The following is a 15,277-nucleotide window of genomic DNA, read 5'->3' as shown; positions in this document are numbered from 1 at the left end:
TTCACCTGGTCGGGGCGGGCGGTTTCACCGCCCGCTTCAGGATCTTGCCCGTGGCCCCCTTGGGGAGCGCGGACGGGAACCAGATGTGGCGGGGGTACTTGTAGGCCGCCACCCGGGACCGGACGAACTCGCGCAGCTCCGGCTCCGTCGCGCTGTGGTCCGGCTTGAGGACCACGGCCGCGCCGACCTCCTCGCCGTACGTCTCGTCGGGTACGGGGACGACCGCGGCCTCTGCGACCGCCGGGTGCCGGTAGAGGACGTCCTCGACCTCGCGCGGGTAGACGTTCATGCCGCCGCGGAGGATGACCTCCCTGGTGCGGCCCACCACGGTGAAGCAGCCGTCGGGGGCGCGGGTGCCGAGGTCGCCGGTGCGCAGCCAGCCGTCGTGCAGGACGTCGGCGGTGGCGCCGGGACGGTTCCAGTACCCCTTCATGACGTTGTGCCCGCTGATCCGGATCTCGCCGACCGTCCCGTCGGGGAGCTCCCGTCCCCGGGCGTCCGTGATCCGCATGCGCACCCCGCCGATCGGGCGGCCGATGGTGCCCGGCCTGCGTTCGGCGTCGATGCGGTTGATGCAGGCCAGCGGGGAGGACTCGGAGAGGCCGTAGCCCTCCAGGACCGGCGCTCCGTACGTCTCCTCGAAGCCGCGCAGCACCTCCCCGGGCAGCGGCGCCCCGCCGCTGACGGCGACGCGCACGGTGGGGGCGGTGGGGCGGGCTTCGGGAGGCAGGGCGAGGAGCATGGTGTAGATGGTGGGCACGGCCGCCATCACGGTCACCCGGTCCCGGGCGATGACGGCGGCCGCCCGCTCGGCGTCGAAGCGGTCGAGGAGGGTGAGGCACGCCCCGGACCGCACCGCGCAGTTGAGGCCGATCACCTGCCCGAAGGAGTGGAACAGGGGCAGTCCGCCGAAGATGACGTCCTGCGGGGTGAGCCGCAGCACGTCGGTGGCGGCCTCCCCGGTGTTGCGCAGGATGTTCGCGTGGGTCAGCTCGGCGCCCTTGGGGCGCCCTGTGGTGCCCGAGGTGTAGAGGATCACCGCCGTGTCCTCGGGAGTGCGCGGCACGGGCGTCAACTGTGGTCGTACGGACGCCAGTTGGTCCCGCAGGCCGTCGCGGTGGGCGGTCCAGACCGGGACGCCGCAGCGCCGGGCCGCCCGCTGTCCCTCGTGGGCCGCGGAGCGCCAGGGCACCAGCAGCGCGGCCCCGCAGTCCCGCAGGCAGTGGGCGATCTCGTCGGCCTTCAGGAGCGGGTTGACGGGCACGACCACGGCGCCGGCCTTGAGGATCGCGTAGTAGAGCACGGCGAACTGCGGCACGTTCGGCAGCATCAGCGCGACGCGGTCGCCCCGGCCCACGCCCCGCCCCTCCAGGACGGCCGCGGCCCTCGAACTCAGCTCGTCCAACTCCGCGTAGGAGAGCGTCTCTTCGTCGAGGCGGACGGCGCGGCGTGAAGGGTGCGCGGCGGCGGCCCGGGTGATCAGGCCGGCCAGGGAGTCCATGGCTCCGGTCGTCGTCATCGTGCGGTCTCCCGTGTACGCGGTGGGGTCGGTGGTTCGGGTTCTTCCGCCCCGGTCCAGGCGGCGATCCGTTCGACGAGGGCCGCGTTGTGCCGCACCCACCGGAAGTGCCCGAGCGGCTTGCCGCGGGCGGCGGAGCGGGGGTAGTGCCAGCGGGTGACGGAGCGGCTCGGCAGCTTGCCGCACAGGTGGTCGACCGCGGCGGGCGGCGCGAGGGCGTCGTCCTCCACGTCCACGGCGAGCACCGGGAGTTCGAGGCCCGCGAGGGCCCGCTCGTAGTCGTGCCGCGAGCCCTCGGCCCGGTAGCGGCCGGTGCGCGCCTGCCGGGCCCAGTCCCGCATCAGGCGCGCCCCTTCGCGGTCGCCGATGCCGAGGGTGGCGCCCGGCCAGTGGCCGAGGAGCCGGGCGAGCGGGGAGCCGGCCGCGCCCACGCCGAGCCAGCGCAGCCGGGCACGGAGCGGGAAGCAGCGGTGCCAGGCGGAACCGGCGGCGACCAGGACCGCGCCGGCGAGTTCGGGGGCGTACAACGCGGCGTGGATCAGGCCCAGTTGGCCGCCGAGGCTGTGGCCGACGAGGTAGGTCCGCTCCGCGTGGGGCAGCCGGTCGCGGACGGCTTCCAGGACCGCCCCGATGTCCTGTTCGACGACCTCCCGGTATCCGCAGGGCACCGCGCGCGCCGCCCGCGGTGTGCTCTCGCCGTGGCCCCGCGGATCGACCGTGACGACGGTCAACTCCCGCTGGTTCAGGGCCCGTACGAAGGGTGCGTACTGGCGGGCCGGGGTGCCCATCGCGGGCAGCAGGACGAGCACGGGCGCGCGCTCGCCGCGCTCGCCCGGCGCGCGCAGGCAGCGCAGCACCAGGCGGGTGCCGTCGGCGGCGGTGAGCTCGGCCAGGAGCGGGAAGCGGGGGCGGCCCGTCATGCGGCGGCGCGGCTGTCGTCGGGCGCCGCCCCGAGGACGAGGGCGGCGTTGTGGCCGCCGAAGCCGAAGGAGGTGGACAGGGCCACCCGGCGCCGCCCTTCGCCGGGCAGCTTCCTGGCCTCGACGATGTGGTCGAGCGGGCCGAGCCGCTCGTCGGGGGTGCGCAGTCCGCGGGTCGGGGGTGCGACACCGTGGCGCAGCGCCTGCAGCGCGACGACCGCCTCCACGGCTCCGGCGGCGCCGAGCGTGTGGCCGAGCGCGGACTTGCTGGAGGACAGCGGGACGGCGGCGAGCGGCTCGCCCAGCGCGCGGCGCAGCGCCACGGCCTCGGCGGCGTCGTTCAGCGGGGTGCCGGTGCCGTGCGCGTTGATGTAGGCGAGGGCGTCTGCGCCGATCCCCGCCGAGGCCAGGGCGCGGGTCACGGCCTGGGCCGCCGCCGTCCCCTCGGGGTCGGGGGCGGTCACGTGGTGGGCGTCGGACGAGGCTCCGTAGCCGAGGACGCTGCCGTAGTGGGGTGCGCCGCGGCGCCGGGCGGCGTCGGACCGCTCCAGGACGAGGACGCCCGCGCCCTCGCCGAGCAGGAATCCGTCGCGGTCGCGGTCGAAGGGCACCGAGCGCCCCGACTCCGACAGGGCCCGCGCGTTGCGGAAGGTGGCCCGTACGACCGGCGAGGTGGATGCCTCGGTGCCGCCGGTGACCACGGCGTCCACCGCGCCGGAGGCGAGCAGTCTCAGGGCGGCGCCGATGGCCTGGGCCCCGGAGGTGCAGGCGGAGGTGACGCACAGGCTCTCGCCGGTGAGGCCGTAGCGCATGGCGAGTTGGGCCGCGGCGGCGTTCGCCATCATGCGGGGCATCAGCAGCGGCGACACGGCGTCGGCCGACTTGGCTTCCAGGACGCCGAGTTCGGCGGCGTGGCTTGCGGTGCCGCCGAGTCCGCAGCCGATGACGCAGGCGACGCGGTCCGCCGGATAGGGCAGGTCGCCCGCCGCCCAGCCCGCCCTGGCGAGCGCCTCGTCGGCGGCGGCGACGGCCAGTTGGGCGGCCCGGTCGGTGCGCCGTACGAGCCGGTGGGGCAGGGCGTCGGCCGCGTCGAAGGCGTCGCAGTACCCGATGCCGTCGAGTACGCCGCTCTCTCCCGCGACCGCCCGCTCGTGCAGCACGTCGGCGCCGACGCCCAGCGGTGTGACGGCGCCCAGGCCGGTGACGACACACTCCTGCGTCATCTCACGCGCTCCTGCCTCGTCCGCGGCCTCCCCTGGCGGCGCAGACGTCGACGACCTGCCGTACCGTCTCGACGCCGTCGAAGTCCTTGGGCCGTACCGGGATGCCGAGGCCGCCGCGGATCTGCTGGCACAGCTCCAGCAGGTCGAGCGAGTCGATCTCCAGGTCGTCGAGGACCGTCTCCGGGGCGATCGCGGAACGCTCCACGCCCAGTTCGACGAGCGCCCCGACGACGTAGCCCTCGATGTCCGCACGTCCGACAGCGGTGGTCATGCCTGTTCCCGCCTCTCCGCGTGCAGGGGCGACCAGTACCACTGCCGCCAGTAGCTCTCGGCGATGTCCAGCCACAGCTCCAACTGCCCCTCGTCGTCGAGGAATCGGGAGGAGCTGACCATCAGCCAGCTGTAGACCGCCTGGCTGTCGCGGCAGCCGTCGCAGTCGCCCGATGTGCAGCAGAACTGCGGGGTGCGGTAGTCGGCGCCCCAGGCGTTGAACCCGGGGATGACCGGGTTGCCGTTGAGCAGCCGCTCCTTGTGGGCGGGGTGGTCGACGCTGATGCTCGGGCAGACGTCGTAGCCGAAGGTGCCGCCCCAGTGGGTGCGCCCGGTGATGAGCGTCCGGATGAAGTAGGGGTGGCTCATCACGGCGTCCGGATACAACTCACGTACCCGCAGGGCCTCTTCGAGGAGGCGCTGTTCGTTGCTGATGCGCAGCGGGGTGTCGGTGCCGTGCTCGCTGTAGAAGTTGAAGGTGACGGTGTTGCCGTTCTCGGCGATCCTGCGCACGGTCGGCTCGATGTGTTCGACGCCCGCCTCCGACAGGGCGTAGATGAACATGACGCGCGGGTCGTCGCGGTAGTGCTTCAGCGCCGTGTCGAAGAGGCCGGTGAACTTGCTGCCGTTGACCCGGATGGCCCGCAGGTCGTCGTCGAGCGGACCGCCGCCGAAGATGCTCACCGCGATCGCGAGGTTCTCGAAACCTTCGCGCGGCATCGGCCGCAGCCCGTTGGTCGAGATCGTCACGTACGGCATGGCCTCGACGAACGGTTCGATGCGGCGCGGGACCAGGGTGGGTTCGCCGCCGATCAGCGTGGCCTGGGTGACGCCCTCTTCCTTGAGGTGCTCGGCGAACGCCCGGATGCGCTCCGGGTCGCTCTCCTCGCGCACCGCAGTGTCGAAGCCGCCCTCGAAGTACCAGCAGCCCTTGCAGCGGATGTTGCAGCTGTTGGTGAGGTGGACCTCGCAGGAGCGCACGGCGCGGCCGAGCCGGCGCATCCGGTGCATGCGTGCGGACAAGTCGGGGCGTGCGGCAAGGATTTCGACGGTCCGCGCCTTGGCCTCCTTGCGGGAGAGCGGGCGGGACGTCAGGTTCAGCGACACGGACACGGAGCGGCCCTTCCTCGGTTCGGCTGACGTTCGGTTCGGCTGACGGGGGTGCGGCGTTCCGTCACGCCTACTGCGGGACGCGCAGGCCGAGTTGGGTGACGCGGGGGGTGACCTTCTCCCGCCAGATGTCGCGGGCCTGGCCGTTGGTGGTCTTCCGGAGCCCGAACCGCACGGCGAGGCGGGCCCGTTCGGAGCGGGAGCTGCCGAAGATCCGCTCGAAGGTGGGCCACAGCCGGTCGAGGGCCTGTTGCAGCTCCTCGCGGCCCTCTTCGGTGGCCGCCAGTGCGCGGCACACGCGCGCCCCGTGGGCGATGTGCACCTTCTCGTCGATGATGATCGTCCGCACGGCCTCGGCCCACGGCTGGTAGCTGCTCTCGGCGAACTCCCGGATCATCACCATCGCCGTCTCCTCGCCGATGTAGGAGAAGATGCCGCGCTCGGCCCAGGTGGTGCAGGTGTGCAGGGTCTGGTCGGCGAACAGCTCGCGCTCGGAGAGGGGCTGCTTCTCCATGTACGAGGTGTCGACGTCGAGGTCGGCGAGGACGCGCTTGCCGAGCTTGTAGTGGTCGTACTCCTCCACGGCCCGCTCCGCGCAGACCTGCCGCTCCTCGGCGTTGGGCGCGAGGGGCAGGAAGACCTGGATGTAGTCGTCCCCGCCGGAGAGTTCGCCCTCGGTGTTCACCATCATCTGCCGCAACGCGACCTCGCGGTACTCCTCCGGCATGGAGTGGAACTCCTCCGGTGTGCGCACCGCCACGACCTCGTCGTCAGGCAGGGTGAAACTCACGTCGTGACTCCTTCGAACGCATCGGTATGCTGAGCCACCCCAGGTTCGCCGAGGATCTGTGGCCTCTCAATTGGCCTTTGGGACACCTCGGCCGGAGCCCGCGGCACTGTGTCGGCGGTCGGCGGCCGCACAGCACGGGATAGGGAGAGCATGACGGACCTCACCGACTACGAGCGGTCGATCGCGCGCAGCCGCGCCGCACTCCAGCATCCGGACAGGCCCCGGACGTTCGAGTTGGCGGGACGCACCTGGGACCTGCTGGACGGTGTGTTCGCGCCCCCCTTCTCGGCGGCCACCAGCGCCGCCATGGAACTGCTCGGCCTCGCGAGCCAGGAGCCGAAGCCCTGGTACGGCTCGTTCCTGGACGTCGGCTGCGGCACCGGTGTCATCGGCCTGTCCGCGGCCGCGGCGGGCTGCGACCGCGTCACGGCTCTCGACGTCAATCCACAGGCCGTGGAGAACGCGGCGCTGAACGCGCGCAGGCACGGCCTGGCGGACCGGGCCCGCGCCGTGCACAGCGATCTGTTCGACGCGCTCGACGCCGAGGACCGGTACGACACCGTGTACTGGCACTCGAACTTCGTGCTGGCACCGGCCCGTTACTACTACGACTCGGAGCACGAGCGCGCCTACGTGGACCCCGGTTACCGCGCCCACCGCCGTTTCCTGAGCGAGGCCCCGGGCCGCACCACCGCCGGCGGCCGGGTCCTGCTGCATGTGAGCAACCGGGCCGACCTGTCCACGCTGTCCGCGCTCGCCGAGGAGTGCGGCCGCGAGCTGCACGAGACGGCCGCCGTCACGGTCCGCGAAGGGACCGACGACGTCCGTCACATGCTCTACGAGGTCACCGCCCGCGCCTGACCGGGCCTGACCGTGCTCAGGCCACGGGCTCGGCGTCCAGCTTGAAGACCTGCGCGGGCCCGGCCCGGAACGACGGGCTTGCGGCGTCGGCCTCGATCATGTGCGGGGTCGCGTCGTGGGCGTCGAGCGCCTCCTGCGAGTCCCACCGCTCGATGAGCACGAAGCGGTCGGGCTCGCCGGTCACCCGGTGCAGGTCGTACTGGAGGCAGCCCTTCTCGGCGCGTACGAGCGGGGCGAGGCGCTCGTACGCGTCGATCTGCTCCTGCCCGTGGCCGGGGAGTGTGGTGATGACGATGGTGAGCATGACGGGCTGAGACATTTCCTGGTTCCGATCTCTTGGTGATGGATGTGTACTGACGTGTACTGATGTGTGACGTGAGCGGGTGAACGCGTTCAGGAGCAGATGCGCAGCACCCGCCTGACCGCCCGGACCTGGTCGTGCTCGGCCAGCTCGCTCAGCGCGCCGGCCAGCGCGTGTTCCGGCGCCGGGAAGGTGATGAACACGACGCGTGCCTGCGGCCCTTCGCTCCGCTGGTCGACCTTCTGGATCGACACCCCGTGGCGCCCGAACACCCCCGTCACCTCGGACAGCACGCCGGGCGCCTCCGCGATGTCGACCCGGACGTAGTAGGGATGCACCAGCTCCCGGCTGGGCCGCAGCTCCGCGGGCGGGCCGACCGGGACGCGCCGGTGGGTGCCGCGCAGCGAGTGGTCCGCGGCGGCGACGGCGTCGCCCAGGATGGCCGAGGCCGTCGGACGGGGGCCCGCGCCGTGGCCGTAGAACATCAGCTCCCCCGCCGCGGCGGTGGTGATGAACACCGCGTTGAAGCTGTCGTGGACGTTCGCCAGCGGATGGCTGCTGTCGACGAGCGCCGGGAAGACCTGGGCGCTGACCGGTCCCCTGCCCGCGCCGTCGTCCGGGAAGCGCTCGGCCACGGCGAGGAGTTTGATGACGTAGCCGAACTGCTCGGCCGTCTCGATGTCCTCCCGGTCGAGGCCGACGATGCCCTCCCTGCCGACCTCGTCGGCGGGGACCGCCTGGTTGAACGCCAGCGAGGCGATGATCGCGATCTTGGCGGCAGCGTCCCCGCCTTCGATGTCGGCGCTCGCGTCGGGCTCCGCGTACCCCAGTTCCCGCGCCCTGGCCAGCGCCTGGTCGAAGGAGAGGCCCTCGCTCATCATGCGCGTGAGCATGAAGTTGGTGGTGCCGTTGATGATGCCGACGACGCTGTGCACTTCCTCGGCGAGCAGCGACTCGCGGATGGGGCGCAGGATCGGCACCGCCGCCACGGCGGCGGCCTCGAAGAACAGGTCGGCGCCCGCCTTCTCCGCCAGGGCGAACAGTTCGGGGCCCTGGGCGGCGATCAGCTCCTTGTTGGCGGTCACGACCGGTTTGCCGGACTCCAGGGCGGTACGCACCAGTTCACCGGCCGCTGCCGTGCCGCCGATCAGTTCCACCACGACGTCGACGTCGTCGGCCCGCACCACTTCATCGGCGTCGGCGGTGAAGAGTGTCCTGTCCAGCGCCGGCGATCGCGGCTTGTCCGGGTCGCGCACGGCGATGCGGACGAGGTCGAGTTTCACGTCCGCGATGTCCTCGACGGAGGAGCTCCGCTCGACGAGCAGTTCGGCGAAGGCCACTCCGACCGTTCCGCACCCGAGCAGGCCGATCCTTACATGTTTTGCCATGAGCGTTCCTAGTACGAGTTCCTAGTGCGAGTTCCTAGTGCGAGTTCCTAGTACGAGAGGTAGGTGCCGAAACGGCGCCGGTAATAGACGAGGGGCGACTTGTTCTCCGCGTCCTCGCTCTCGGCGGTCTCGACGTGTCCGAGCACGACCACGTGGTCTCCGCCGTCCTGGAGACCGGCGACGCCCGCCGCTATCCAGGCCGAGGTCCCGGCGAGGCGCGGCACCTCGTGATCGACGCTCCACAGGGCCCCGCCGAATTTGCCGATGCCCTGCTTCGACGCGAAGGTCAGCGCCAGATCGGCCTGGTCGGCGCCGAGTACGTTCAGCCCGAAACGGCCCGATTCGCGGATGACTTCGAGCGTGCTCGACCTCCGGTCGAGACTCACCATGACCATCGCGGGAGAGACCGAGAGCGAGGCGAACGCGCTGACCGTGGCCCCGCACGGGGCGCCGTCCCTGGCCAGCGCCGTCACGATCGAGACGGGGGTGGCCACACACGACATGACGTCCTTGAAGGCGTCCTGCAGCGATATTTCAGTGGTACTCATCAATTCCAACTGTTCCGATTCATAAATGTGCCGTCGCCCATGTCCATGCCCAGGCCGAAACCGAGCCCTGGGAGGCTGTCGACGAACCATGCGGAAAGAATTTCGGGATATTCGTCGGACGTCAGTACCTGCTCCAATGCCGCGTCGACCGCACGGAGGAATTCCCGGTCGCGGCGCCGCATCATGAACCCGTAGCACTCCCCGCCGAGCCGCACGTCGAGGAGGCTCGCGCCGGACCGGGTCTCCCCGCCCCCCAGGAGTGACCTGAGAATCACCTCGTCCGCCACCATGGCCCCGATGCCCGGATCGGCCAGGAAGGCGTCCCTGGCCGCACCGATGGAGTCCACGCCGACGAACGTGTAGGGGAATCCGACGCCCCCGCTGCTCTCCAGCGCGGCCTGACTGGTCGAGCCCCGGATGCCGACCACCTTGACGGCGGACGCCGCCGCGAGCGCGCCGGGCTTCACCGCGATCCGGTGGGAGGTGCGGAAGATCGGCCTGCTGAAGGCGCAGCGCGTCAGCCGCTCCCGGGTGATGGTCGTCGACCCGCACTCGATGTCGATGCGCCCCTCGGCGAGCAGCGCTTCCCTGGTCGCGGACGTGACCTCGACGGCCTCCCACGGCGGCGTCGCGTGTGCGCCGCCGAACACCTTCGAGAGGGTCATCCGCGCCACGTCGACCGAGTAGCCGATGGGCTCGAACCGCTCGTCCGGTGCGGCCGTCGCGTACGAGAACGGCGGGGTGCTGCGCTGGAATCCGACCCGGATCGGCGCGCCTTCACGTCGGGACCCCGACACGGTCCACCCCCGTGTCCTCCGTCGCGTCCCGCCGCGCGAGCTCCAGCACGAGTTCGATCAGTGGCGCGGGGTCCTCAAGGAGGTACATGTGCCCGCCGGGCACCGTCCGGCAGGAGAACTCCCGTGTGGTGAGCGCCGCCCAGCCGGCCATCGCCTCCGGTGGCACGAGGCGGTCCCGCTCCGCCGCGACGCAGTGCAGGTCGACCGGGAGCGGCCGGGTCACGAGCGCGGGGAACTCCCGGGACAGCCACGCGAGGTCGGCGGCGAGGATGTCCGCGTGGAACGCGTCGGCAGCCCCGTCCCCGACCGTGCCGCGGGACCGGCCGGCCTCCCGCTCGGCCCGCTCGCCGATGCGGGAGGTGTACGGGGGCGGCGCCTGCGCGGAGAGGACCACCCTCGCCCGGCGCCGGTAGACCGCCCAGATCGCGTCGGCGACGGCCCAGGCAACGGTCGCGCCCATGCTGTGGCCGAGCAGCACGATCTCGTCGTACGGCAGCGCGCAGACGCCCCGGGCGATCTCCACGGCGAGGTCGCCGAGGTCGTCGGTGAGCGGCTGCGCCGTGCGGTCCTCCCGCCCCTTGAGCTGGACGAGGACCACGTCCAGGTGCGGGGCGAGCAGCCCCGGCCAGCCCCGGAACGCGGACTTGCCCCCGCCCGCGTGGTGGAAGCAGACGAGCACGGAGCGATGGCCGTTCCCGTGGCGGGTCAGCAACTGCGGTTCCACAACCCCTCCATGAGGGCGCATCAGATATCGGTTCGGTCCTCGGGCCGTTCATGACCCGGTACGACGACGGGGCGCAGGCCCGCGCGGTACTGCGCGGCCAGCTCCCGGTATTCGGCGGCGGTCTCGTCGAGCGACGACACGTCGCTGTCGCTCAGCGCCATCAGTACCGTCGCGGGGCTTCCCGCGATGAGGCTGCGCTCCTTGTAGACCGGTCCCGCGCCGAGCACCACACCGGCCGAGACGCGTGAACTCGCCCCGACGACCGTGCCGTTGAGGAGTGTCGCGCCGATGCCGACGACCGTTCCCGCGCCGACCGTGCAGCCGTGCAGGACCGCGCTGTGCGCGACCGTGACGTTCTCCCCGATGGTCAGCGGGTAGTCCGGGTCGGAGTGCAGCATCGCGTGGTCCTGGACGTTCGAGCCCCGGCCGATGCGGACCGGGCCCTTGTCGCCGCGGATGGTGACGCCGGGCCACAGGCTGACGTCCGCCCCGATCTCGACGTCGCCGATCACGACGACGTCGTCGAAGGCGTAGACGCTCGGGTGGATACGTGGCCGGACGCCCTGGAAGCTGTAGGTCCGCACGGGTCAGGCTCCCTTCCGCAGCAGGGGCGCGAGCCGGGCGAGGCTCGCCAGTACGTCGTCCTTGGAGAGCCCGAAGTCGACGAGGCAGGCGACCTCGTCGACGCCCATCGAGCGGAAGTTCTCCAGCGTGCCGCGGGCCCCGGCCGCGTCACCGATGAGGGAGCTGCTGGAGACGTACCGCTGGAAGACCATCTCCAGGAATTCGTCCCGGTCCTTGTCGAGGTTCTGGAGGGTTTGGGACTTGTCCTTCGACTCGCTCTGGCCCGAGGTCGCGTGCTGGGTGACGAAGGAGCCCAGGTAGTCGATCATGGCGGGTCGGACCCGCTCCACGGCCTCGTCCGCGTCGGCGCCGACGTAGGTGTGCAGCATCAGCGAGACGACACCGGCGTCGGGGTCGAGCCCCACCCGGGAGCGCGCCTCGCGGTAGACCTCGATGCGCTTGCGGAGTTCTTCGGGGCCGAAGTTGATGAGCGCCGTCAGGACGTTGAGGCCGTTCTCACCCGCGTACCGCCAGGAGTCGGCGTTCTTCGACGAGGTGAGCCAGAGCGGGAGTTCGCTCTGCACGGGCCGGGGGAAGGTGAGGATGTCGTGCTTCTCCCCGAGGGCGTCGGTCCGTTCGACGCTCTCTCCGCGCCACAGGCTCGCGAGTTCCGCCCTCGCCCGCCCGAGGAGCTCGCCCCGGGACTCGAACGCGTCGGGGTTGAGGACGAAGTCCCGCGCGTGCCAGCCCGGCGCCACCGCGAGGTCCACGCGCCCGCCCGACAGGTTGTCGACGAGCGCCCACTCCTCGGCCGCGCGCAGCACGTTGTGGAGGGGGAGGTTGATGCTGCCCGACCGGATCCGCACATTCTTCGTGATCATGGCCAGGGCGGCGCCGAGGACCGCCGGGTTCGGGTAGGCGCCGCCGACCTCGGTGAAGTGCCGCTCCGGGGTCCAGATCGCGCCGAATCCGGCGCCGTCGACGAACCGGGACACCTCAAGGAGCAGATCGTAGGGATCGCTGTCGCCGCTCAGGCCGGAGAAGAAGATGACGCCGACGTCGGGCAGGGTCGCGGGGGTGGACGCCTGTTCCGTACGAGGTTCGGGCTCGCCCGCGGCGCCGGCCCGCAGCTTGGCCTTCAGCCTGGCCAGCTGGCCGGCTTCGAGCAGGGAGTTGTCAGACATGGGCGGGCTCCTCCAGCAGCAGTGCCTTGATCACGTTCGTGGTCGCCGAGACCGAGCTGTTCTCGTAGAAGTCCCGGACGGAGAAGTCGAGTTCGAAGGTCTCGCGCAACTTGTTGATCAGCTGGATCGCCATCAGTGAGTTGCCGCCGAGCGCGAAGAACTCGCTGTCGGTGTCGGCCGCGGCGGCGCCGAGGAAGCCCTCGAAGACGCCGCCGACGATCCGGCGGATCTCGGCGGTGGCCTCGTCGGAGCCATCGGCCGAAGCCGCCTCCGCCGGGGCGTCCGTCGGAGCGTCCGCCGGGGTGTCCGTCGGGGCCTGCGTCGGTGTCTGGGCCGGTGTCTGGGCCGGGACCCGCGTCGGTGCGTCCTGCGCGGCGAATCCGAGTACCGGCTCCACCCAGTGCACCTGCCGGTCGAAGGCGTACGTGGGCACGGACGTCATCCGCTCGGCGCTCGCGTAGGGCGCGAGGGGGACCTCGGGGTCGGCGGCCCAGCCGAGCGCGACGGCGTCGGCGAACGCCTCGTCCTCGTGCTCGGAGTCCCCCAGGGCCTGGGCGAGTTCGAGGCCCGCGGCCTCCGTACCGAAGGCGGCCTTGACCAGATTGCTCATCGCGCGACCGGGGCCGATCTCGACGAACCGGGTCACCTCGGCCTCGCGCAGCGCCTCCACGGACTCCGTGAAACGGACCGGACGCAGCAGGTGGTCCGCCCAGTAGTGCGGGCTGCGCGCCTCGTACTCGGTGAGCGGCCGGCCGGTGACGTTCGACACCAGCGGAATGCGCGGGGCCCGCAGTTCGACGGTGCCCAGGAAGGCACGGAAGGCGTCGGCGGCCTCCCGCATGAGCGGCGAGTGGAAGGCGTGCGAGGTCGCCAGGCGCTGGTGCTGCACACCGGCATCGGCGGCCCGGGCCGCGGCCGCCTCGATCGCCTCGTGGCTGCCCGAAAGGACCGTCTGGCGGGGCGAGTTGGTCGCCGCGACCGACAGGGAACCGTCGTCCAGCAGGTCCGCGAGCGGGCCCGTGTCCGTGACCGCGAGCATCGCCCCGCCCGGGCAGTCGCCCATGAGCCGGGCCCGGGTCGCGACGAGTTCGGCGGCGACCGGCAGGTCGAAGACGCCCGCGACCGTCGCGGCGACGATCTCACCGAGGCTGTGCCCGAGGACGTACCGGGGGCGCACCCCGGCGTCGACGAGCGCGGTCGCCAGCGCGTACTCGACGACGAACAGGAGCGGCTGGGCTATGGACGTGTCGATGCCGTCGACCTGGCCGTCGGGGCCGAGGCAGGTCCGTACGTCGAAGTCGAGGTGCGCGTTGACCGCCTCCACGGCCTCGTCGAGGCGGCGGGCGAACTGCCGGTTCTTCGCGGCGAGTACGGCGCCCATGGCCCGGCGCTGGGTGCCCTGCCCCGCGAAGACGAACGCGATCTCCTGCTCGCCCGCCCCGGAGCCGCGGTGGTAGCGCTCGGCCTTCAGCCGGGTGATGGCCTCGGCCCGGTCGACCGCCGCGAGCGAGGCGCGGAAGGGGTGGCGGGTGCGGCCTTCGCGCAGCGTGTACGCGTACTGGGCGAGCGAGGCGTCCGGGTGCGCCGCGAGGTGCTCGGCCAGCGCCAGGGCCTGACCGCGCAGGGCGTCCTCGGTGCGGGCCGAGAAGGTGAGGACGGCCGGACCGTCGGCGGACGCACCGGACTCATCGGGCTCACCGGACTCACCGGACGCACCGGGCTCGGCGGACTCACCGGGCTCGGCGGGCTCCGCCAGGGCCTGCTCGAAGCTCTTGAGGAGTACGTGGCTGTTGGTGCCGCCCATGCCGAACGCGCTGACCGCGGCCCACTGTTCGCCGTCGCCGTCCAGCGCCCGGCCCTCGGTGGTCACGAAGTACCGGGAGCCGTCGAGGTCGAGCGCCGGGCTGACCTCGCCGACGTTGATGGTCGGCGGCACGTACCTGTGCTGGAGGACCAGGGCCGCCTTGATCAGGCCGATGATCCCCGCGGCGATGTTCAGGTGCCCGAAGTTCCCCTTGAGCGAGCCGATGCCACAGGGCGCGCCGTCGTAGCCGTACGCCTGCTTGATCGCCTCGATCTCGATGGGGTCGCCGAGCTGGGTGCCCGTGCCGTGCGACTCGATGTACGTGACGTCGGTCTGCTTGGCGCCCGAGATCTGCAGGGCCTCGCTCAACACCCCGACCTGCCCCGACACGCTCGGCGCGGTGAAACTCACCTTCTGCGCACCGTCGTTGTTCACCGCCGACCCGGCGATCACCGCGTGCACCCGGTCGCCGTCGGCGATCGCGTCGCGCAGCCGCTTGAGGAGTACGAGGCCGAGCCCGTTGGTGAACAGGGTGCCGTTGGCCCCCGCGTCGAACGGCCGGCAGACGCCGTCGGGGGACAGCACCCCGCCCACCTGGTACTGGTATCCGGACTCCTGCGGCACCCGGACGTACACCGCTCCGGCGATGGCCGCGTCGCACTCGTTCAACAGCAGGCTCTGCACGCCCGAGTGCACGGCGACGAGCCCGGTCGAGCAGGCCGTCTGCACATTGACGCTGGGCCCGTGCAGATTGAGCTTGTACGAGATCCGGGTGGCCAGAAAGTCCTTGTCGTTGCCGTGCCGCACGACCATCTCACCGAGCGAGTCGACGAGTTCGGGGCGGCTCAGCGCCCCGAAGAGGTACGTGCTCATGCCTGAACCGGCGAAGACCCCGATGCGCTTCTCGGTGCGGTGCGGGTCGATATTGGCCCGCTCAAGCAGCGTCACCGAGGACTCCAGCATCAGGCGCTGCTGAACGTCGAGTACGTCGGCCTCGCGCGGGGAGTAGCCGAAGTACGCGGAGTCGAACTCGGCGACGCCGTCGAGGACCCCGGCCCGCTTCACATAGTCCGTGCGCCCGCGCCGGTCCGCCGGGACACCGGCCGCCGCGACCTCCGCGTCGGTGAGGTCCCGGATGGCGCTCTCGCCGTCCACCAGCTTCTGCCAGAACTCCTCGACGCCACCGGCCTGCGGCAATCGGCAGTCCATCGAGACGATCGCGATCAGCTCGTCGTCATTTTCCATGGTCGTTCCTAGAGGTGAGAGGTGCTGAT

General features: G+C 71.7%; 15 protein-coding genes. 1 reads left to right on the top strand and 14 read right to left on the bottom strand.

What is annotated here, in order from left to right; all coding sequences use genetic code 11:
* Position 1: 1 nt before the first annotated feature.
* From RBJ65_RS00660 to RBJ65_RS00635, 6 genes are all read right to left on the bottom strand, one after another.
* Complete coding sequence (locus RBJ65_RS00660; RefSeq protein ID WP_306321411.1) at positions 2-1,519, bottom strand: long-chain fatty acid--CoA ligase; 1,518 nt, start codon at positions 1,517-1,519, stop codon at positions 2-4.
* Positions 1,516-2,439, bottom strand: coding sequence for an alpha/beta fold hydrolase (locus tag RBJ65_RS00655; RefSeq protein ID WP_306321412.1), 924 nt, complete (start codon positions 2,437-2,439; stop codon positions 1,516-1,518). Before RBJ65_RS00655 ends, RBJ65_RS00660 begins: the two co-directional genes overlap by 4 nt.
* Positions 2,436-3,662: a beta-ketoacyl synthase gene (locus RBJ65_RS00650; RefSeq protein WP_306321413.1), complete on the bottom strand. Its 1,227-nt coding sequence runs from the start codon at positions 3,660-3,662 to the stop codon at positions 2,436-2,438. Before RBJ65_RS00650 ends, RBJ65_RS00655 begins: the two co-directional genes overlap by 4 nt.
* A 1-nt stretch (position 3,663) precedes the next feature.
* Positions 3,664-3,933: an acyl carrier protein gene (locus RBJ65_RS00645; protein ID WP_306321414.1), complete on the bottom strand. Its 270-nt coding sequence runs from the start codon at positions 3,931-3,933 to the stop codon at positions 3,664-3,666.
* A complete protein-coding gene (locus RBJ65_RS00640) occupies positions 3,930-5,045 on the bottom strand; it encodes a radical SAM protein (RefSeq protein WP_306321415.1) in 1,116 nt (371 codons plus the stop codon). Before RBJ65_RS00640 ends, RBJ65_RS00645 begins: the two co-directional genes overlap by 4 nt.
* A gap of 67 nt (positions 5,046-5,112) precedes the next feature.
* On the bottom strand, positions 5,113-5,832 hold the full coding sequence (locus RBJ65_RS00635) for a Phenylacetic acid catabolic protein (protein ID WP_306321416.1): 720 nt from the start codon (positions 5,830-5,832) through the stop codon (positions 5,113-5,115).
* 150 nt (positions 5,833-5,982) lie between these two features.
* Between RBJ65_RS00635 and RBJ65_RS00630 the strand changes: the two genes are divergently transcribed.
* Complete coding sequence (locus RBJ65_RS00630; RefSeq protein WP_306321417.1) at positions 5,983-6,693, top strand: methyltransferase domain-containing protein; 711 nt, start codon at positions 5,983-5,985, stop codon at positions 6,691-6,693.
* A 16-nt stretch (positions 6,694-6,709) separates the two neighbouring features.
* Here the strand turns inward: RBJ65_RS00630 and RBJ65_RS00625 are convergent, their stop codons facing one another.
* From RBJ65_RS00625 to RBJ65_RS00590, 8 genes are all read right to left on the bottom strand, one after another.
* A complete protein-coding gene (locus RBJ65_RS00625) occupies positions 6,710-7,012 on the bottom strand; it encodes a putative quinol monooxygenase (protein ID WP_306321418.1) in 303 nt (100 codons plus the stop codon).
* A gap of 74 nt (positions 7,013-7,086) precedes the next feature.
* Entirely contained in the window at positions 7,087-8,382 is a 1,296-nt protein-coding gene (locus RBJ65_RS00620; protein ID WP_306321419.1) for a homoserine dehydrogenase, read from the bottom strand.
* Between the two features lie 47 nt (positions 8,383-8,429).
* Entirely contained in the window at positions 8,430-8,930 is a 501-nt protein-coding gene (locus tag RBJ65_RS00615; protein WP_306321420.1) for a flavin reductase family protein, read from the bottom strand.
* Complete coding sequence (locus RBJ65_RS00610) at positions 8,930-9,727, bottom strand: transporter substrate-binding domain-containing protein (protein WP_306321421.1); 798 nt, start codon at positions 9,725-9,727, stop codon at positions 8,930-8,932. The genes RBJ65_RS00615 and RBJ65_RS00610 overlap by 1 nt, the downstream gene beginning before the upstream one ends.
* Positions 9,708-10,451 (bottom strand): thioesterase II family protein, encoded by a 744-nt coding sequence (locus RBJ65_RS00605; RefSeq protein WP_306321422.1) that lies wholly within the window; start codon positions 10,449-10,451, stop codon positions 9,708-9,710. Before RBJ65_RS00605 ends, RBJ65_RS00610 begins: the two co-directional genes overlap by 20 nt.
* A 20-nt stretch (positions 10,452-10,471) precedes the next feature.
* Positions 10,472-11,035: a gamma carbonic anhydrase family protein gene (locus RBJ65_RS00600; RefSeq protein WP_306321423.1), complete on the bottom strand. Its 564-nt coding sequence runs from the start codon at positions 11,033-11,035 to the stop codon at positions 10,472-10,474.
* A gap of 3 nt (positions 11,036-11,038) precedes the next feature.
* Positions 11,039-12,199, bottom strand: a complete 1,161-nt coding sequence (locus tag RBJ65_RS00595; RefSeq protein WP_306321424.1) for a MupA/Atu3671 family FMN-dependent luciferase-like monooxygenase — start codon at positions 12,197-12,199, stop codon at positions 11,039-11,041.
* A complete protein-coding gene (locus RBJ65_RS00590) occupies positions 12,192-15,248 on the bottom strand; it encodes a beta-ketoacyl synthase N-terminal-like domain-containing protein (RefSeq protein WP_306321425.1) in 3,057 nt (1,018 codons plus the stop codon). The genes RBJ65_RS00595 and RBJ65_RS00590 overlap by 8 nt, the downstream gene beginning before the upstream one ends.
* Positions 15,249-15,277: the final 29 nt, after the last annotated feature.

Origin of the sequence: Streptomyces sp. KL109B (assembly GCF_030766935.1) — a bacterium.
Lineage (GTDB): Bacteria > Actinomycetota > Actinomycetes > Streptomycetales > Streptomycetaceae > Streptomyces.
Note: the sequence above shows the minus strand (reverse complement) of the source record. Positions and strands in the feature narration are given on the sequence as shown.